18 protein-coding genes are annotated in these 18884 nt (G+C 72.3%); 9 read left to right on the forward strand and 9 right to left on the reverse strand.

Annotated elements, in window-relative coordinates; all coding sequences use genetic code 11:
- The first annotated feature begins 23 nt into the window (after window positions 1-23).
- Complete coding sequence (locus tag F9C41_RS38915; protein WP_155391859.1) at window positions 24-182, forward strand: hypothetical protein; 159 nt, start codon at window positions 24-26, stop codon at window positions 180-182.
- Window positions 183-457: 275 nt separating this feature from the next.
- Here F9C41_RS38915 and F9C41_RS38920 read toward each other — a convergent pair whose 3' ends face one another.
- On the reverse strand, window positions 458-2017 hold the full coding sequence (locus F9C41_RS38920; RefSeq protein ID WP_155391860.1) for an MDR family MFS transporter: 1560 nt from the start codon (window positions 2015-2017) through the stop codon (window positions 458-460).
- 324 nt (window positions 2018-2341) lie between these two features.
- On the opposite strand from F9C41_RS38920, the gene F9C41_RS38925 reads away from it, so the two are divergent.
- From F9C41_RS38925 to F9C41_RS38950, 6 genes are all read left to right on the forward strand, one after another.
- A complete protein-coding gene (locus tag F9C41_RS38925) occupies window positions 2342-3490 on the forward strand; it encodes a serine hydrolase domain-containing protein (RefSeq protein WP_155391861.1) in 1149 nt (382 codons plus the stop codon).
- Between the two features lie 4 nt (window positions 3491-3494).
- Window positions 3495-4616: an NAD(P)-dependent oxidoreductase gene (locus F9C41_RS38930; RefSeq protein WP_155391862.1), complete on the forward strand. Its 1122-nt coding sequence runs from the start codon at window positions 3495-3497 to the stop codon at window positions 4614-4616.
- A gap of 175 nt (window positions 4617-4791) precedes the next feature.
- Window positions 4792-6072, forward strand: coding sequence for a 3-phosphoshikimate 1-carboxyvinyltransferase (aroA, locus tag F9C41_RS38935; protein ID WP_230690345.1), 1281 nt, complete (start codon window positions 4792-4794; stop codon window positions 6070-6072).
- A 13-nt stretch (window positions 6073-6085) separates the two neighbouring features.
- Window positions 6086-7063: an aldo/keto reductase gene (locus tag F9C41_RS38940; protein WP_155391863.1), complete on the forward strand. Its 978-nt coding sequence runs from the start codon at window positions 6086-6088 to the stop codon at window positions 7061-7063.
- Window positions 7064-7156: 93 nt separating this feature from the next.
- Window positions 7157-7846, forward strand: a complete 690-nt coding sequence (locus F9C41_RS38945; RefSeq protein ID WP_230690346.1) for an FKBP-type peptidyl-prolyl cis-trans isomerase — start codon at window positions 7157-7159, stop codon at window positions 7844-7846.
- Between the two features lie 224 nt (window positions 7847-8070).
- Complete coding sequence (locus F9C41_RS38950) at window positions 8071-8316, forward strand: hypothetical protein (RefSeq protein ID WP_155391864.1); 246 nt, start codon at window positions 8071-8073, stop codon at window positions 8314-8316.
- Between the two features lie 3 nt (window positions 8317-8319).
- Here F9C41_RS38950 and F9C41_RS38955 read toward each other — a convergent pair whose 3' ends face one another.
- From F9C41_RS38955 to F9C41_RS38970, 4 genes are all read right to left on the reverse strand, one after another.
- Complete coding sequence (locus tag F9C41_RS38955) at window positions 8320-9111, reverse strand: DUF1684 domain-containing protein (RefSeq protein ID WP_155391865.1); 792 nt, start codon at window positions 9109-9111, stop codon at window positions 8320-8322.
- 237 nt (window positions 9112-9348) lie between these two features.
- Window positions 9349-9756, reverse strand: coding sequence for a rhodanese-like domain-containing protein (locus tag F9C41_RS38960; protein WP_155391866.1), 408 nt, complete (start codon window positions 9754-9756; stop codon window positions 9349-9351).
- Window positions 9757-9758: 2 nt separating this feature from the next.
- Window positions 9759-10232, reverse strand: coding sequence for a cysteine dioxygenase (locus F9C41_RS38965; RefSeq protein WP_155391867.1), 474 nt, complete (start codon window positions 10230-10232; stop codon window positions 9759-9761).
- A 128-nt stretch (window positions 10233-10360) separates the two neighbouring features.
- Window positions 10361-11509 carry an acyl-CoA dehydrogenase family protein gene (locus F9C41_RS38970; protein ID WP_155391868.1) on the reverse strand — a complete coding sequence of 383 codons (1149 nt, stop codon included), beginning with the start codon at window positions 11507-11509 and terminating at the stop codon, window positions 10361-10363.
- A 220-nt stretch (window positions 11510-11729) separates the two neighbouring features.
- Between F9C41_RS38970 and F9C41_RS38975 the strand changes: the two genes are divergently transcribed.
- Window positions 11730-12626, forward strand: a complete 897-nt coding sequence (locus F9C41_RS38975; protein WP_155391869.1) for a universal stress protein — start codon at window positions 11730-11732, stop codon at window positions 12624-12626.
- A gap of 103 nt (window positions 12627-12729) precedes the next feature.
- Here F9C41_RS38975 and F9C41_RS38980 read toward each other — a convergent pair whose 3' ends face one another.
- The 4 genes from F9C41_RS38980 to F9C41_RS38995 form a co-directional block, all read right to left on the reverse strand.
- Window positions 12730-13221 (reverse strand): DUF6328 family protein, encoded by a 492-nt coding sequence (locus F9C41_RS38980; RefSeq protein ID WP_230690347.1) that lies wholly within the window; start codon window positions 13219-13221, stop codon window positions 12730-12732.
- Between the two features lie 68 nt (window positions 13222-13289).
- Complete coding sequence (locus tag F9C41_RS38985) at window positions 13290-14219, reverse strand: 5'-3' exonuclease (RefSeq protein WP_155391871.1); 930 nt, start codon at window positions 14217-14219, stop codon at window positions 13290-13292.
- 147 nt (window positions 14220-14366) lie between these two features.
- Window positions 14367-15215, reverse strand: a complete 849-nt coding sequence (locus F9C41_RS38990) for an MHYT domain-containing protein (RefSeq protein ID WP_155391872.1) — start codon at window positions 15213-15215, stop codon at window positions 14367-14369.
- 84 nt (window positions 15216-15299) lie between these two features.
- Complete coding sequence (locus F9C41_RS38995) at window positions 15300-18077, reverse strand: DEAD/DEAH box helicase (RefSeq protein WP_155391873.1); 2778 nt, start codon at window positions 18075-18077, stop codon at window positions 15300-15302.
- A 54-nt stretch (window positions 18078-18131) separates the two neighbouring features.
- On the opposite strand from F9C41_RS38995, the gene F9C41_RS39000 reads away from it, so the two are divergent.
- Window positions 18132-18884 carry an HAD family hydrolase gene (locus tag F9C41_RS39000; RefSeq protein ID WP_155391874.1) on the forward strand — a complete coding sequence of 251 codons (753 nt, stop codon included), beginning with the start codon at window positions 18132-18134 and terminating at the stop codon, window positions 18882-18884.

The raw sequence follows: 18884 nt of genomic DNA on the forward strand, positions 1-18884 counted from the left end.
TCAGGGTGCGATACGCATCCTTCATGGGCAGCTCGCGTTCGACCCGGATGCGGCGGCGGGTCGCGGTGACGTCGATGCCGCGCACCGGGTCGTGGCCGGGCCGCTCGTACGTCTCTCACCACGCCGAGATCGAGACCAGCTTCTCCACCCTGCGGCCGGGGCAGCCGACGACCACGGTCTGACCGTCACCGCGCCCCGGCGGCGTTGCGGTTGCGCGGCCGCCGGGCTGCCCTCGCCGGCCGCGTCCGACCGCGGGTCGGACGTCCGCCTCGACCGCGCGCCGGCACGCACGCGGCGGGCGCCGTCGGGCCCGGTGGCGGCACCGGCCGCGGCCGGCACCGGCGCCTGGCCAGTACCGACGTCAGCAAGGCGAGCAGCCCGGCCGTCAGCGCGCCCCAGGACATGTCCGCTTCCTCCCTGAGCCCGCACCGTCCCGGGTGTTCATGCGCGATGAGTGTCAGACCTTGGCCAGCGCGGGCGCGGACTCCGGCTCGGCTGCGGGCAGGTCGACGCTTGACCGCAGCGTGATCTTCGGCAGGGCCAGCGCGGCGATGACGCCGACGACGCCGATGGCAGCGGAGACCAGGAAGATGTGGCCGGTGGCGTCGCCGTACGCCTCCCGCACGATCGCCTGGGCGGCGGGGGGCAGGGCCTGGAGGTTGAGCGATCCGCCGCCCGCCCCGGCCGGCAGGCCCGCTGCCGCGAGGTGGGACAGGATGCTCGTCTTGACCCGCTCGGCGAGGATCGCGCCGAGCACGGACACGCCGATGGTGCCGCCCAGGGAGCGGAAAAAGGTGACCGCGCCGGTGGCCGCGCCCAGGTCCTTCATGGCGGCGGTGTTCTGCACCGCGAGCACCAGGTTCTGCATGGTCATGCCGACGCCGAGACCGACCAGCAGCATGCCCACGCTGAGCACGGGCAGCGGTGTGGCGTGGTCGATGAAGGACAACCCGAGGAACCCGGCGACCAGGATGATCGCGCCGGTGACGATGTAGGGCTTGACCTTGCCGGACTTGGTGACCATGCGGCCGGTGACCGTCGAGGAGATCAGGACGCCGAGCATCAGCGGCATGGTGAGCAGACCCGCCTCAGTCGGCGTGTACCCGCGCCCGACCTGGAAGTACTGGCCGAGGAACACCGCGCCGCCGAACATCGCCATGCCCACGGCGAGACTGGCGAGGATGGCGAGGGCGGGCACCCGCTGACGGATCACGTCCAGCGGCACGACGGGCCGCTCGGCACGGCGTTCGACCACCACGGCGAGGCCGAGCACGACCAGCGCGGACAGCACCATGTCGGCGGTCTGCCAGGACAGCCAGGCGAACGAGTTGCCGACGAACGACACCCAGATCAGCAGCGTGCTCACGCCGACGGCGATCAGCCCTGCCCCGAGGTAGTCCACCTTGCCCTTCGACCGGGCGCCCGCCGGCAGGTGCAGGGTGAACTGCAGCAGGAAGAAGGCGATGACGGCGATGGGCACGCCGATGAAGAAGCACCAGCGCCAGCCCAGCCACGAGGTGTCCACGATCAGGCCGCCGAGCAGCGGCCCGGCCAGCGTCGCCACGGCCATCACGCCGCCGAGGTAGCCGTTGTAGCGGCCGCGCTCGCGCGGCGGGATCATCGCCGCGATCACGATCTGCACCAGGGCCTGCAGGCCGCCGACGCCGATGCCCTGGACCGCGCGCGCGGCGATGACCTGCGGAGTGTCCTGGGCGAAGCCGCTGATCAGCGAGCCCAGCACGAAGATGCCGATGGCGATCTGGACGAGCAGCTTCTTGCTGAACATGTCCGCCAGACGGCCCCACACCGGCGTGGTGGCGGTCGCGGCGAGCAGAGTCGACGTGACGACCCAGGTGTACTGCGTCTGGGTGCCGTTCAGCTCGCCGACGATGCGCGGCAGTGCGGTCGACACGATGGTCGAGCTGATCATGGCGACGAACAGCACGAGCAGCAGCCCGCTCAGGGACTCCAGGATCTCGCGGTGGTTCATGCGTACGGGTGGGGACACGGTGCTCATGCCACGCAGCCTCGCATAATCTTGCGCAGTGCGCAAAATTACACTGCGCGCAACTATGCCGTGACGGCACGAATTCCTCCGATGACCGCGGCGTCCATGGCGGACTGTGACACGGCCGCCCGGCGAGCGCCGGTCAGGCCGCGCAGCGGATACCGCGAGCTCAGCCGGCCAGTGCCGACGGGTGCACGGTCGCGGCGCTGAGGTCCTGGTCGCGTCGGGTACACGCCATGGCGTTTTGTCCATGTTAGGGATACGTCGCCGGTAAACTGAGCCCGACAGCTGTGCCCCGGACGGGCTGCGCCCCGAAAGGACGGGGGAACGGGTGTGAAGACCTGGCACATGGTGGCGGCGCTGGCCGCCGCGGCCGTGCTGACCCTGACCATCGGGTTGTTCCCGGCCCGCGCGGCGGGCCCGGACGGCTGCCCGCAGGCGGCCTTCGGCTTCTCGACAGACGAGCGCGACCGGATGCGCGCCGCCGTCGACAAGACCCGCGCCGACGCGAAGTCTCCCGGGATCGCCGCCGGGGTGTTCGTGCCGGGCCGCGGCAGCTGGATCTGCGTGATCGGCGTGTCCGATCAGGAGACCGGGCGGACGATGAACGCCGCCGACCGGTTCCGCGTCGGCAGCATCACCAAGACGTTCACCGGGACCGCCGTGCTGCAACTGGTCGACCGCGGGCTGATCGGCCTGGACGAGCCGCTCAGCCGGTACGTCGACTGGCCCGACGGCAACGCGATCACGATCCGGCAGCTGCTGAACATGACCGCCGGCGTCTACGACTACACCGAGGACCCGGAGTTCCAGAAGCGCTACCAGGCCGATCCGGCGGGCTCCTTCGGGCCGCGCGACGCGCTCGACATCGCCCGCAACCACGAGCCCTACTTCCCGCCGGGCAAGGGCTTCCACTACTCGGACACCAACTACATCCTGCTGGAGACGGTCGTCGAGCGGGTCACCGGCCGGGCGATCGGCGATCTGATCGAGGAGGGCATCGTCGACAAGCTCGGGCTGGCCTCGACCGGTTACCCGACCACCCCCGCGCTCGAACCGCCGTACGCGCGCGGCTACGACGAGACACCCGACCCGGGTGACGGCGAGACGCTGCGCGACGTCACCGAATCCAACCCCGGCTACGCCGGGGCCGCCGGGGCGATGACGTCCAACCTGGGCGACCTGCGCATCTGGGCCGCGGAACTGGCCAACGGCGCGCTGATCAGCGAGCGCCTGCAGCGCGAGCGGCTGCAGACGGTGCCGCTGGCCCAGGGCGCCCAGGTGTCGTACGGGCTGGGCATCGCCGACTGGGGCGGCTGGCTCGGCCACAACGGCACCATCCTGGGCTACAACACGGCGATGTTCTACCTGCCGGAGACCGGGGCGGTCATCGTGGTCGAGGTCAACCGGTCCGCCCTGGACACCGACCATGCGACGCCGCTGTTCGGCGAGCTCGCGAAGATCCTCTATCCGGACCGGTGACCCCGTGTCGCAGGCGTCGCAGGCGCCCACCGCGTGGCAGGCGGTCCCGCTCGACGAGCGCATCGCGTGGGCCCGCCGCAACATGGTGCTGACCGCGCGCACGGCGGCGGCCCTGCCGCCGATGCACGGGGTGCGGCTGGCCTGCACCGTGCACCTGGACCTGAAGATCCTGCTGGCGATCGAGGCATTCGTGCGGGCGGGCGCGCAGGTGGCGGTCGTGCCCGCCAACCCGCACACCACGCAGTGGGACGTGGTCGGCTGGCTGCACGCCGAGGGCGTGGAGACGGCGTTCACCCGGTTCGCCGAGGAGGAGCGGGCGGCCGCGGCGTGTGTGGAGTGGGCCCCGACGCACGCACTGGAGATGGGCGCGGTGGTGATGACCGCGGCCGCGCGGGCGGGATACACCGGGTTGTCGGCCGGTGTCGAGGTCACCCGCACCGGTGTCGACCGGCTGTTCCGGGTCGAGGTGCGCCATCCGGTGTTCGACCTGGACGCGGTGCCGCTCAAGACGGTCCTGCACAACCGCTTCGCCGTCGGGACCAGCACCTGGGCCACCCTGACCGCGCGCACCAACGTGACGCTGCACGCCAAGTCGGTGCTGGTGGTCGGCTACGGCGAGGTGGGCGCGGGGCTGGCTCGCACCGCGCGGGCGTACGGCGCGCAGGTCCTCGTCGCCGAACCCGACCCGTCCCGCCGCGCGGTCGCCTCCTACGAGGGCTACCGCGTCGGCACGGTCGACGAGCTGATCGCCGACGCCGACGTCGTCGTCACCGCGACCGGCCGCCCCGGCTCGGTGCCCGCCCGCCTGCTCGGCCAGGCCAAGGACGGCTGCCTCCTGCTCAACTCCGGCCACACCGACGACGAGATCGAGGTCGACGCGCTCGGCCCCGGCCGCCCCGTCATCCCCCACCTCACCGCCCACCGCTACGGCGACCGCGAACTGTTCCTCTTCGCCGGCGGCCGCATCGCCAACCTGGTCGCCGGCGACGGCGACAGCCTCAACGTCTTCGACACCACCGAAGCCCTGATGATCGCCTCCCTCGCCTGGACCATCACGGAAGGCTCCACCTACCCACCCGGCCTCCACCCCCTCCCCACCACCGCCTGGCGCTCCGCCACCCCCTGACAGGCGATGCCACCCCCTGACCTGCGACGATCTTGCGTGGACGGTGGGGATGGCACACTCGAAAGCCCCATAAGTGCAACAGTTCGCGCAAGATCGTCGCGATCATGAGTGCGGGTGATCTCAGTGCGTGGTCAGCGGGCGTTGCCAAGGTCGTCGGCGGCGCATACTGGCGGCCGTGTCTGAGACCTCGTTGCCGTCCGTGATCGCACTGTCGCCGGTGGAGCAGCCGCCGGACGCCACGGTGCGGTTGCCGGGTTCCAAGAGCATCACCAACCGGGCGCTGCTGTGCGCCGCGCTCGCCGAGGGGACGAGCACGCTGACCGGGGTGCTGTTCGCCGACGACACCCGGGCCATGCTGGGCGCGGTCGCCGCGCTGGGCGCACACGTCACGGCCGACGAAGAAGCGGCCGAGGTGACGGTGCGGGGCACCGATCCGCGTGCCGCGACCGGGCCGGTGACGGTGCACGCCAACCAGTCCGGCACCACTTCCCGTTTCGTGCTTCCCGCGCTCGCGCTGCGCCCGGCGCGCGGGGTGCTCGACGGCGACGCACAGCTGCGCGCCCGACCCTTCGGCCCGCTGGTCGAGGCGCTGCGCACGCTCGGGGCGCGGGTCGAGGAACCGGCCGAGGCGGGCCGGCTGCCGCTGGCCGTGACCGGCCCGGTGCACGGCGGCCGGGTCCCGCTGCCGGGGCACCTGTCCAGCCAGTTCCTGTCCGGGCTGCTGATGGCGGGGCCGCTGATGCGCGACGGGCTGGCCGTGGAGCTGACCTCGCCGCTGGTCTCGGTGCCGTACGTGACCATGACCGCCGCGGTGATGGCCGCGTTCGGCGTGCGAGCCGACGGGCTGGGCGTCGCCCCGGGCCGCTACCGGGCCGCCGAGTACGCGATCGAGCCCGACGCGAGCGCCGCGTCGTACTTCCTGGCCGCGGCGGCGATCACCGGCGGGCGGATCACCGTGGCCGGGCTGGGCGCGGGCAGCCTGCAGGGAGACGTGCGCTTCGCCGACGTGCTGGAGCGGATGGGCGCGCGGGTGTCGCGGACCGCCGACGGCATCACGGTGACCGGCGGCGGCCCGCTGCGCGGCGTCGACGTCGACATGGCCGACATCTCCGACACGGCGCAGACCCTGGCCGCGGTGGCGGTGCACGCCGACGGGCCGACCCGGGTGCGCGGCATCGGCTTCATCCGTGAGAAGGAGACCGACCGGCTAGCCGCGGTCGTCACCGAGCTGCGCCGGGCCGGCATCGACGCGACCGAGCATGAGGACGGCTTCACCGTCCGGCCGGGCCGCCCCGCGCCGACGCGCTTCGACACGTACGGCGACCACCGGATGGCGATGAGCCTGTCGCTGCTGAGCCTGCGCTCGCCCGGCATCGAGATCGACAATCCGCGGTGCGTCGCGAAGACCTACCCGGGTTTCTTCGCGGACCTGTCGCGGGTCACCGCCCGAGCGTGAAGGATCAAACGGTATGGAGTACGTGAAGCTGGGCCGCACCGGCCTTGACGTGTCCCGGCTGAGTCTGGGCTGCATGAGCTACGGCGAGCCGAACCTCGGCAGCCACACCTGGACGTTGCCCGAGGACGAGTCCCGCCCGTTCATCAAGCGGGCGCTGGAGCTCGGGGTCAACTTCTTCGACACCGCCAACGTGTACTCGCTGGGCAGCAGCGAGGAGATCCTGGGCCGGGCGCTGCGCGACTTCGCCGATCGCGACGAGGTCGTCATCGCCACCAAGGTGTGGGGTCCGATGCGCGAGGGTCCCAACGGCCGCGGCCTGTCCCGCAAGGCGATCATGACCGAGATCGACCACAGCCTGCGCCGGCTCGGCACGGACTACGTCGACCTGTATCAGATCCACCGGTTCGACCCGCACACGCCGCTGGAGGAGACCCTGGAGGCGCTGCACGACGTCGTCAAGGCTGGCAAGGCGCGCTACCTCGGCGCGTCCTCGATGTACGCCTGGCAGTTCGCCAAGGCCCTGCACACCGCCGACGCGCACGGCTGGACCAGGTTCGCCACCATGCAGAACCACTACAACCTGATCTACCGCGAGGAGGAGCGGGAGATGCTGCCGCTCTGCCTCGACGAGGGCATCGGCGTGATCCCGTGGAGCCCGCTGGCCCGCGGCCGGCTGACCCGCGAGCCCGACACCGTCACCGCGCGCACCCAGGACGACGCCTTCGGCGAGGGCCTGTACGCCGCGACCGAGGCAGCCGACCGGGCGGTGATCGCCGAGGTCGGCCGGATCGCGCGTGAGCGCGGCGTGCCCCGCGCCCAGATCGCGCTGGCCTGGGTGGCGAGCCGGCCGGGCGTGGTCGCGCCGATCGTCGGCGCGACGAGACCGCAGCATCTGGAGGACGCGGTGGCGGCATTGGACCTCACGCTGAGCGCGGACGAGGTGGCCGCGCTGGAGAAGCCCTACGAGCCGCACCGGATCGCCGGGCAGTGACGCGCGCGGACCGGCGCGTGAACCGGTAGCGTGTGCCCAGCCGTGGCAGGTGCCACACGACAGACATGACGGTCGGCGGAGATTCGAGGATTCGTGAGCGGACAGGTGAAGGACCAGACGGAAGCCCGGCGGGCGACCAAGGCGGAGCGGCGGGAGGCCCGGGTCGCCGCGGCACGGGCGGCCAAGCGCAGGAAGATCGTGTACGGCATGCTCGGCACGTTCTTCGGCACGATCCTGCTGATCGGCTTCGCCTTCGTGGTGTTCAAGGACGGTGGCGACAACTCCGCGGCCGCGCAGCCCAACGCCTCGGCCAGCCCCGGTACGACCCCGGCGGCGGACCCCAACGCCCCCGCCGACCCGAATGCCCCCGCGCCCGATGCGAAGTTCCCGCCGCTGCCCCCGGGCGCCGACCCCGCGCTGGGCACCAAGCCGGTGGTCACCAAGGGTGAGGGCACCCCGAAGGAGCTGAAGGTCACCACGCTGATCCAGGGCAAGGGTGCCACGGTCAAGTCGGGCGACAACATCACGGTGAACTACGTCGGCGTCAAGTACCCCACCGGCGAGCAGTTCGACGCGTCCTGGGACAGCAAGCAGGCGTACCCGGTGACCATCGGGGTCGGCCAGGTCATCCCCGGCTGGGACCAGGGTCTGGTCGGCGTGAAGGTCGGCAGCCGGGTGCAGCTCGACATCCCGTCCAACCTGGCGTACGGCGACGGCCCGGACTCCCGGCTGCCCGGCCCGCTGCGCTTCGTCGTCGACGTGCTCGGGGTCAACCCCGCCTGATCCGCGTCCCTCGCGGTGTTCCGCCCCCGGCTGCCCGGCAGCCGGGGGCGGAGTCGTCTGCGACCCGAGTGGTGGTCGGGCGGCGTAGCCGAATGCGCAAATCGCCTCATATCTGCTCCCTTCGGGCTATGGTCGAGCAGCGGAACATGGCTCGTCCGGTGCGCCGCCACGCTCGCGGCTCGGCGGCCCGTCCACGTTCCGCGGGCGGCACGAAGGAGAGGGCGATGGCAACGAGCAAGATCAGCTGGATCACCGCCGGGCTGGTGTCCGCGGCGGCCGCGGGCGTGGGCGCCGTGATGGCGTACCGGCGCCGCCGCACCCAGGCGACCGAGGACAGCTACACGGCACTGGCCGGGCTGAGTTCACACCAGAACGGCAAGCACAAGAAGGAACGGATCCCGCGCAAGCTCAAGAAGAGCCGCGCGCACGCCGAGGCGCTGGCCTCCGGGCACGGCGGCCAGCACTGGTGAGGCTCAGCGGGGCGTACGCTCCCCCGCCTCCACCGCGATGGCCAGCACGTTCTCCGGCGGCGGCAGCGGGCACGTGCCGTACTCGGTGAACGCGCACGGCATGTTGACGGCGCGGTTGAAGTCGACGACCGCCGCGCCGTCCATGCCCGGCTCGGGCACCGACAGCGAGCGGGCTCCGCCGTGCGTCGACAAGCCGCTGGTCGCGTCGCGGAACAGCACGGACAGGCTGCCGTCACCGGCGTCCATGGCGGTCAGCGCCAGCTGCGCTCCGTCGAGCTCGAAGCGCAGCACGCCACGGGCGATCTGGTCGTGGGTGAGCCCCGGGATCACGGCGCCGACGGTTACCGGGCGAGGCGTGTCGTAGGCCTCGAAGACCGCGTCCAGCGCCCAGCGCGCGTCGAGTGCGAACATCGGCACGCCGGTGAAGCCGGTCCGGGTCGGCGCCTGGGGGTCTCGCACGCGCAGGGCGTACGCCCCGCCGCGCTGGATGATCTCGATGAGCCGGTCGCCGTGTTCGAGCGTGATGCCGGCGCCGCCCTCGACCGGGCTGAGCACCAGGTCGCCTTCGACGGGTTCACCCGCATGGCTGAGCCCGTCGGCGACGTCGGCCAGCAGCAGCGCGCCGTCGGCGTGCACGCCCCAGCGCGCCGGCACGCCGGGCAGCGCGACCTCCTCGGCTGGCAGCCAGTGCAGTGCGGTGAGGCTCAGCCAGCCGTGCGGTTCACGCAGCTCCTGCTCACGGGCGGCACGCCAGGCGTCCCACTCCTCGACCAGCGTCTGGGGGTCGACGGCCATGTCGTGCCCTCCTCCTCGGCGACGGCGCTCCCGGCAGCCTGCCACGGTCGCAGCGCTCCCGCAAGATCAGCACATGCGCCCAACGGGTTCCTCCGAGTGACCGGGAACGACTCAGCCGAACCGGCCACCTCCGGCCGCGGGCCGGACTCGCCTGCCACAACTCTTGAAGAGTCGCGAGGTCGTCCCGGCCTGGTAGCCGCGAGTCGTCAGGAGTCGCGGCGGGTGGGGGCGGGCTGGTCAGGGGGTGGTGGGCAGGCCCGCGGTCTGCCAGGCGGCGAAGCCGCCCGCGAGGTCGGTGGCCCGGTGCAGGCCCAGGTCCTGCAACGCCGCCGCCGCCAGCGACGACGTGTAACCCTCCTGACAGAAGACCACGACCGGCAGGTCGTACCGGCCGGCGACCGGCAGCCGGGCGTCGCTGCGCGGGTCGAACCGCCATTCGAGGACGTTGCGCTCGACGATCAGCGCGCCTGGGATGCCGCCGTGCGCGGCACGCTGCGCGGCGGGCCGGATGTCCACCAGCAGCGCCCCGTCCCCCTGGGCGGCCGCGGCCTGCGCCGCGTCGAGGCGGTCCAGCCGGGAACGGGCCGCGGCGAGGATCTCGTCGATGCCGCGCGATCCGGCGGGCGCGATCGATTCGGTCTGCACGCTCACCACTGTGCTCCCGCCCGATCGACGGCCGCCACCAGCAACCGTCCATGCTGGAGCCGGTAGCGGGTCATGCTCGTCAGCTCGGGCCCGTACACGTGCACGCTGACGGCGGGCTCCGGGCCGGCGTTGACGATCTGGTGCACGTGGTGCTCGCCGAACTGGCGGGCCGCGCCGGCGCTCAGTGCGCGACCGGTGAGCGCGGCGGAGCCGTCGGCTCCGGTCACGGTGCGCTCGGTCAGCGTGCCGGAGACCACCACGAACGCGCCCGCGCTGCCGCCGTGGTCGTGCAGGTCGGTCTCCTGGCCGGGCAGCCAGGTCAGCAGCCACGCCTCGACGCCGGACCCGGCGAGCAGCCGGTGATACCAGCGCTGCACCGGGTCGAATCGCGGCGCGACCGGCCAGTCGGCGGGGTTGTCGGCCAGTCGGCGGGCCGTGCTCAGATGGTCGGCCCGGACCCCGGTGGCGACGATCATTTCAGATCACCTGCTTTTCCTAGCGGCTTTGTAGGAATTACACCACCAGGTCGGGCCGGGCACAACAGGAAACGCCGATCCGGTTCGTGGCGCGGGCCACGATCCGGATCGGCGTACGCGGAAAGGGGTCAGTCCTTGGCGAGGGACCGGGCGATCACCATGCGCTGGATCTGGTTGGTGCCCTCGACGATCTGCAGCACCTTGGCCTCGCGGAAGTACCGCTCGACCGGGTGGTCGGCCACGTAGCCGGCCCCGCCGAGCACCTGCACCGCGTCGGTGGCGACCTGCATGGCCATGTCCGTGGCGAACAACTTGGTCTTGGCCGCCTCGATCGAGTACGGCAGGCCCGCGTCGCGCAGCCGGGCCGCGTGCAGCATCAGCGCCCGCGCCGCGGAGATCTGCGTCGCCGAGTCGGCCAGCATGAAGCCCAGACCCTGCAGGTCGATGATCGGCTTGCCGAACTGCACCCGCTCCCGGGCATAGCCGACCGCGTAGTCGAGCGCACCCTGGGCCAGACCGATCGCACACGCGGCGATGCCCAGGCGGCCCGAGTCCAGCGCGCCCATCGCGATCCGGAAACCCTCGCCCTCGCCGCCGATGAGCCGCTCGGCGGGCACCACCGCGTCGTCGAACGCGATCTGGGCGACCGGCGACGAACGCAGGCCCATGGTCTTCTCCCGCGTCTGCGGGTTCAGGCCGGGCGTGTCCGCGGGAGCCAGCAGGCAGGAGATGCCCTTCGGTCCGGGGCCGCCGGTGCGGCAGAAGACGTTGTAGAAGTCGGCCACGCCCGCGTGGGTGATCCACGCCTTGGTGCCGCTCACCCGGTAGGAGTCGCCGTCGCGCGTCGCCTTCGTGGCCAGGTTGGCCGCGTCGGAGCCGCCGGCGGGCTCGGACAGGCAGTACGCGCCGAGCAGCTCGCCGCCGAGCAGGTCGGGCAGCCAGCGTTCGCGCTGCTCCGCGGTGCCGTGGTGGGCCAGCGGGTAGCAGGCCAGGGTGTGCACGCTGACCGTCTCGGCGATGGCGACCCAGCGGCTGGCGAGGATCTCCAGCACCTGCAGGTAGACCTCGTACGGCTGCTCCGCGCCGCCGTACTCGGCGGAGTAGGGCAGGCCGAGCAGGCCGGAGCGGCCCAGGGTGCGGATCAGCTCGCGGGGGAACTCCCCGCGCGCCTCGAAGTCGTCGGCGTGCGGCGCGAGCTCCTTGTCCGCGATCTCGCGGGTGAGTTCGAGCAGGTCGTGTGCTTCGGGGGTGGGAAGCAGTCGGGTAACGCTGGGCATGCAGCCAGCTTAACGGTCGTTAGGTGCATCCGCCCGGCCGGTTCCCGGCGTCCCTCCGCCCACCGGTCAAGATCGGCGTCTCGTGTCGAAAACTGCGGTCAGACCCGAGGTCTTGACACCGAACACCGATCTTGCGGGGACCCCGACGGCGCCGTTTCCGACCAGACGGGGGCGGGAAAGGACATAGTGGAAGTGAGTTGAGGGGGCAGGGAGGCGGGCCATGGGCGTCGGGCTGACCGGGCCGATCGTGGTGGGCGTGGACGGTTCACCGGCCGCCACGACGGCGCTGCGCTGGGCAGCCGACGAGGCCGCACTGCGCGGACTGCCCCTGAAGATCGTCTACGTGAGCGAGGACCCCGGGCCGCGGCTCGGCGACGGCGTCGCGGAGGCGGCCCTCTCCTCGGCGGGCCACTCGGTGACCGAACACGCGATGACCGAGGTCCGCGCGATGCGGCCGGAGATCACCCTCACCAGCGAGGTGCTGCGCGACGATCCCGCGCACGGCCTGATCAGGGAGTCGGCATCGGCGGCCGTGGTGGTCGTCGGCAGCCGGGGGCACGGCGGATTCCACGACCTGATGCTCGGCTCGACGAGCTTGCAGGTGTCCATGCACGCCCGGTGCGCGGTCGCGGTGGTGCGCCCGCCGGCCGCTCCGGAGCAGGCGGGCGTGGGCGCGGTGGGCCGGATCGTGGTCGGCGTGGACGGCTCGCCGCAGTCGGGCGCCGCGCTGGCGTTCGCCTTCGACGAGGCCGACCGGCGCGGCTGCGGCATCACCGCCGTGCACGCCTGGCTGGGACCGATCACCACCGGCGCGGCGGGGATGCCGTTCGTGTACGACGTCGACACGCTGCGCGCCCAGGAGGAGTCGGTGCTGGAGACGGCGGTGGCGGGCTGGCACGACCGTTACCCGCACGTCGACCTGCAGCGGATCACCATGGAGTCGTCGGCGGCGGCCGCGCTGACCGAGCAGTCCATGGGCGCGCTGCTGGTGGTGGTCGGCTGCCGGGGACTGGGCGGGTTCACCGGCCTGCTGCTGGGGTCCGTGAGTCAGGCGCTGATCCACCACGCGGGGTGCCCGGTGGTCGTCGCGCACCACCGCGGCGAGGCTAAGAAATAATCCAGGCCAAGAGTTGACATGACGGATATGCCGGTCTAACCTGAGAAGTGAAGCCCGACCGATCTCATAAGTGAGATAAGCCGGGCTTCCCGTATGTCCGGGCTCAGTCGCCCGGCTGCGACGGCTTGGTGGCCAGCGGCAGCACGTACCAGAGCAGGATGTAGATCAGGGCCATGCCGCCGCCCAGGAAGCCCGCCCAGCGCACCCCCGCCACCACGTCCACCACCAGGTAGATCGCCAGCACGATCGCGGTCATCTCGAAGAACAGGCCGAACTGCGCCAGCACGTGCGCGGTGCGCACGATCTGCGGCTTGCGCCCCTCCCGGAAGGACAGCCGGTGGTAGCTGACCGGGGCGATGAGCAGGGACGCGGCGAGCGCGCTGCAGACGAACGTGACCACGTACAGCACCCGCTCGGTGCCGTTGATCTTCTCGAAGCCCACCGAGAACGGCAGCGTCAGCAGGAACGCGAACAGGATCTGCACGCCGGTCTGTGCCACCCGCAGCTCCTGCAGCAGCTCCGAGTAGTTGCGGTTCCACCGCTCGTCCGGGTCCTCCGTCGGCTCCGGCCGCCGGTCGCCGTCGATGTCAGTCACTGTCAGCCTCCGCATCCCCAGGGTATGCCCGCGGAAGCGGAGGTCCATGCCGACTCGGCGACGGGCGTTTACCCGGCGTTGCCCGCAGCGTTGCCCGCCAGGGCGTCGACCAGCCGGCGGCACGGGCTCGCCAGGTTCCACTGCTCGGCCAGCGCCAGCAGCCGGTCCGGGTCGCGCGGCGCCGCGGGCAGGGTCAGGTCGTGCTCGGGCAGCTTCAGGTCGGTGGCCACCCGGACCACCTTCGGCGCGACGGCCAGGTAGCCGGCGGCCGCCTCCAGCTTGGTGCGCAGGCCCGGCGCGAAGTCGGCCGCCGGGTCGGCCACCGCCGCGACGATCGCGTCCAGGCTGCCGTAGCGCTCGATCAGCCGGGCCGCGGTCTTCTCCCCCACGCCCGCCACGCCGGGCAGGCCGTCGCTCGGGTCGCCGCGCAGCGCCGCGAAGTCGGCGTAGCCGCCCGCCGGGACGCCGTACTTGGCCAGCACCGCGGCCTCGTCGCAGTCCTCCAGCTTGGCCACGCCCCGCCCGACGTAGAGCAGCCGCACCCCGCGGGTGTCGTCGACCAGCTGGAACAGGTCACGGTCGCCGGAGACCACCTCGACCGGCGCGGCCTGGGTCGCGGCGAGCGTGCCGAGCACGTCGTCGGCCTCGTTGCCGTCCACCCCGTAGGCGACGATGCCGAACGCGTCCAGCACCTCCAGCAGCAGGTCGACCTGCGGCACCAGCTCGTCGGGCACCTCCTCGCCGCCCGCGGGGGCCACCCGGTGCGTCTTGTACGTGCCGATCAGCGCCACCCGCCAGGCGGGCCGCCAGTCGTAGTCCAGCGCGCACACCAGCCGCCCCGGCCGGCGGCCCTTCACCAGCGTGGTGACCATGTCGAGAAAACCGCGCACCGCGTTGACCGGGGTGCCGTCCGGGGCCATCGCCGCTTTGGCGGGCACACCGTGGAAGGCGCGGAAGTACAGGCTCGGCGCGTCGATGGCGAGCAGGGGTGCGGTCATGCCTGACAGCCTGCCACAAGGCCCGGACACCCACCGCGCACGCGGCCGCCCCGACGGCCGCGACCCCGGCGGCGCAAACGGCAGCAGCCCGCCCGAGCCACCGTGGCGGCACGGGCGGTCTGCGAAGTCAGCCGACGGGTCGGGCGTTCATTTTCCGCGCGGGGTGAACGCGGTGGGACGGCGCACGGTGCCGCGCTGCTGCCCGATCGCGGCCTCCTCGCGGGCGGCCTGCACCCGGTCGAGGTACTCGCGGGCGGCCATGTCCTCCTCGGTGGGGGCCGCGCCGATCGAGAAGACCAGGCCGCCGATCACCAGCAGGACCAGCACGCCGATCGGCACCAGCAGGTTCGCCGCGGACGTGCCGCCGGCCCCGCCGCCCAGCGTCGGCGCGGTGAGCCGCACCGACATCGCGGCCATGCCGGTGTAGTGCATGCCGCACACCGCGACGCCCATCAGCAGGGCCGCACCGGCGATCGCCAGCGGCCGCCTCAGCACGACGGTGAACCACAGCGCCACCGTCGCGGCCACCACCGCGATGATCACCGAGGCGGCGACCAGGCCGGCGTCGTACGACACCTCCCCGTCCAGCCGCATCGCGAACATGCCCAGGTAGTGCATGCCGGCCACGCCGACGCCCGTGAAGACGCCGCCGACGACGATGCGGCCGACGTTCGGCTTACCGAACCCGACGATCCACAGGCCGAGGCCGACGACGACGATCGCGACCAGCGCGCTCAGCGCGGTCCACGGGATGTCGTAGCGGATCTGCGCCCCGGCCACGCTGAAGCCCAGCATGGCCATGAAGTGCATGGCCCAGATCGCCGTGCCGCCCAGCGCCCAGGCGGCCAGCACGATCCACCAGAATCGCTGCTTGCCGGTGGTCGCGGTGCGCATGCGGGCCGTGCAGATCAGGCCCAACGACGAGCCGAGGATGGACAGCGCGTACGCCACACCGGGCGTCACCAGTCCGTGGGTGAAGTGATACACGTCGGCCATGGCGGTCGACCCCTTCGGTTCGCATACAGTGAGCGGCGCTCGCTTTCGCATGATCCCGGAAGAGTGTTTGCCCTGGCAACTCGGTCAGACGACCGCAGTATACGCAAGTACCCCTCTATTGACCGCGTCCATTGCCGTCCGCGCGGTCTCACGCAGCGACAACGGCGCGCCCTGCGCGTCGGCAATCTGTCCGAGAAGATCTATGACCTGTCTCGCCCAGCGGACGAAGTCGCCCGCCGGCATGTCGCCGTCCAGGCTGTGCCCGCTGGCCAGCACCTTCGCCAGCGGCTCGCCCTTGGCCCAGCGGTACATCGGCCACACGAAGCCCAGATCCGGCTCCTTGGTCTGCGTCAGGCCGAGCCGCCGCTCGTCCACGCCCAGCTGGTAGAAGGTGCGCACGGTCGCATCGACGGCCGAGGCCACCGGACCGCGCGGCACCGACGCCTGCTCGTCCACGTCCCGGCGGGCCTCGTAGAGCACCACGGAGACGGCCGCGGCCAGCTCGTGCGGCTCCAGGCCCTCCCACACCCCGGTGCGCAGGCACTCGGCGACCAGCAGGTCGGCCTCGGTCCAGATCCGCGCCAGCATCCGGCCCGGCGCGGTCACCTCGCCGTCGGCACCCAGGTAGCCGCGCTCGGTGAGCAGCTCGCAGATGCGGTCGAAGACCCGTGCCAGCGACCCGGTGCGGTTGCTCACCTTGTCGCGCAGGTTCTCGGTGTCCCGGAACAGCCGCTGCCGGCGCTCGGCCCAGCGGGCGTGGTCCTCGCGCTCCGGGCAGGCGTGGCACGGGTGCGCCCGCATCGCCTTGCGCAGCGCCAGCAGCTCGCGGTCCTCGTGGCTGCCGTTGCCGCCGCGGCGGCGCCGCCCGGCGCCCCGGGCCACGTCGAGGTTGCGCAGCGAGGAGGCCAGGTCGCGCCGCTCGGCCGGGGCGCGGTGGTTGAAGTGGCGCGGCACCCGCACCCGGCCCACCACCTCGACCGTCCCGGCGAACTCGCCGGCCGAGATGCGCCCCGCCCAGCGGTCCTCGGTCAGCACCACCGGGCGCGGCTCGCCGAACCCGCCCACGCCGGGGTCGAGCACGATGGCCAGGCCCGAATGCTTGCCGGACGGGATCTTGATCACGTCACCGACCTTGAGCTGCTCCAGCGACTCGACCGCGGCGGCGCGGCGCTCCTGCTGGCTGTTGCGGGTCAGCTGCTTCTCCCGGTCGGCGATGGCCACCCGCAGCGCGAAGTACTCGGCGAAGTCGCCGTGCTCGCAGGCCAGCTCGGTGTCGTACACCGCCAGCACCTCGTTGTTGCGCTGCACCTGGCGGGCCAGGCCGACCACGGAGCGGTCCGCTTGGAACTGCGCGAACGACGACTCCAGCAGGTCGTGGGCACGCGCCGCGCCGACCGAGCCGACCAGGTTCACTGCCATGTTGTACGACGGCCGGAAGCTCGACCGCAGCGGATACGTCCGGGTGGAGGCCAGACCGGCCACGTGGCGCGGGTCCACCTCCGGCCCCCAGACCACGACCGCGTGGCCCTCCACGTCGATGCCGCGCCGCCCTGCCCTGCCTGTGAGCTGCGTGTACTCCCCCGGTGTCAGGTCGACGTGGGCCTCGCCGTTGTACTTGACCAGCCGCTCCAGCACCACGCAGCGGGCCGGCATGTTGATGCCCAGCGCCAGCGTCTCCGTGGCGAACACCGCCTTGACCAGTCCGCGGACGAACAGCTCCTCGACGACCTCCTTGAACGCCGGCAGCATGCCCGCGTGGTGGGCCGCCAGGCCTCGCTCCAGCCCGTCCAGCCAGTCCCAGTAGCCCAGCGCGGCCAGGTCCTCACCGGGGATGTTCGCGATACGCCGCTCGACCACCTGGCGGATCTCGGTGCGCTCCTCGGGCGAGGTCAGCCGCATGCCCGACTGCAGGCACTGCTGCACGGCCGCGTCGCAGCCCGCCCGGCTGAACACGAACAGGATCGCCGGCAGCAGCCCCTCGCCGTCGAGCTTGTCGACGATCTCGGGGCGGTTCGGGCCCGGCCCGCGCCGCCCCCGGCCGCCGCGCCCGCGGCGCAGGTCGACCGCGTCCATCCGGCGGGCCATCTCCCGGGTCTGCCGCAGCAGCTCAGGGTGCACCTCGTGGGCGCGGGCCGCCTCGGAGTCGTGGAACAGGTCGTACATGCGCTTGCCGACGAGCATGTGCTGCCACAGCGGCACCGGACGGTGCTCGCTCACCACGACCTCGGTCCGGCCGCGTACGGTGACCAGCCAGTCGGCGAACTCCTCGGCATTGGACACGGTCGCCGACAGCGACACCAGCGTGACCGAGGCGGGCAGGTGGATGATGACCTCCTCCCACACCGCGCCGCGGAACCGGTCGGCCAGGTAGTGCACCTCGTCCATGACCACGTACGACAGTCCGGTCAGCGCGGACGAGCCGACGTAGAGCATGTTGCGCAGCACCTCGGTGGTCATCACGACCACCGGCGCGTCGCCGTTGATGGAGTTGTCCCCGGTGAGCAGGCCGACCTTGTCCGCGCCGTAGCGAGCCACCAGGTCGTGGAACTTCTGGTTGGACAGTGCCTTGATCGGCGTCGTGTAGAAACACTTGCGACCCTGCTGCAGCGCCAGGTGCACGGCGAACTCGCCGACGACGGTCTTGCCCGCGCCGGTGGGCGCGCACACCAGCACGCCGCTGCCGCGCTCCAGCGCCGCGCACGCGGTCCGCTGGAACGGGTCCAGGGCGAAGCTGAGCCCGGCGGCGAACTCGTCGACCAGTGGGGAGGCGGCGGGGGTCTTACGGCCTTCGGAGGTGGTCGCTGGTCGGGCGGTTCCGGCGTCCGACCCGGTGCCGGGTCGCCGCTCGGCGGGGCTCGTCATACCGCAAAGGCTAGGCGAAAGAGGCCAGTCGGCGCAGGTCGGTATCCTGCTGACGTGCCCGAGTCCCCGCCGCAGCCGTACGCCCACCCGGCACGGATCGACGGTCACCGTGCCCTCGACGCCGTGTTCTTCGACTTCCACGGCACCCTGGCCACGACCGTGGACCCGGTGGCCTGGGTCAGCGCCGCGGCCGCCGACTGCGGCGTCACGCTGGACCGCGGCAAGGCCACGGTGTTGGCCGACCGGCTGGCCACGGCCGGTGCGCTGCCGGGCGTGGCGCCCCCGGTGCGGGTGCCCCCGCAGCTGGCCGAGGCGTGGGCCGACCGCGACCTGTACGAGCACGCCCACCGTCAGGTGTACACCGGGCTGGCCGCGACCGTGCCCAACGACGTCCCCGGGCTGGCCGACGCCCTCTACGCCCGGGTGCTGACGCCGGCCGGCTGGACGCCGTACCCCGATGTGATGAACACGCTGACGACCCTGCGGACCGCCGGGGTGCGCACCGCGCTGGTCAGCAACATCGGCTTCGACCTGCGACCGCTGCTGGACGCCTGGGGGCTGACCGCACTGTTCGACACGCTCGTCCTGTCGTACGAGGTGGGCTGCACCAAGCCCGATCCCAAGATCTTCCTGAGGGCCTGCGGCCTGCTGTCGGTCGACCCCGAGCGCGTCCTCATGATCGGCGATACCCCCGCCGACGCGGGCGCGGTCAATGCCGGCTGCGCCGCCCTGGTCGTGCCCGCCGCTTCCCCCGGCCGCCCCAACGGCCTTCATCGCGCCGTCTCCCTCGCTCTCCCCCGCAGCTGA

This window comes from Catellatospora paridis (assembly GCF_009720365.1).
GTDB lineage: Bacteria > Actinomycetota > Actinomycetes > Mycobacteriales > Micromonosporaceae > Catellatospora > Catellatospora paridis.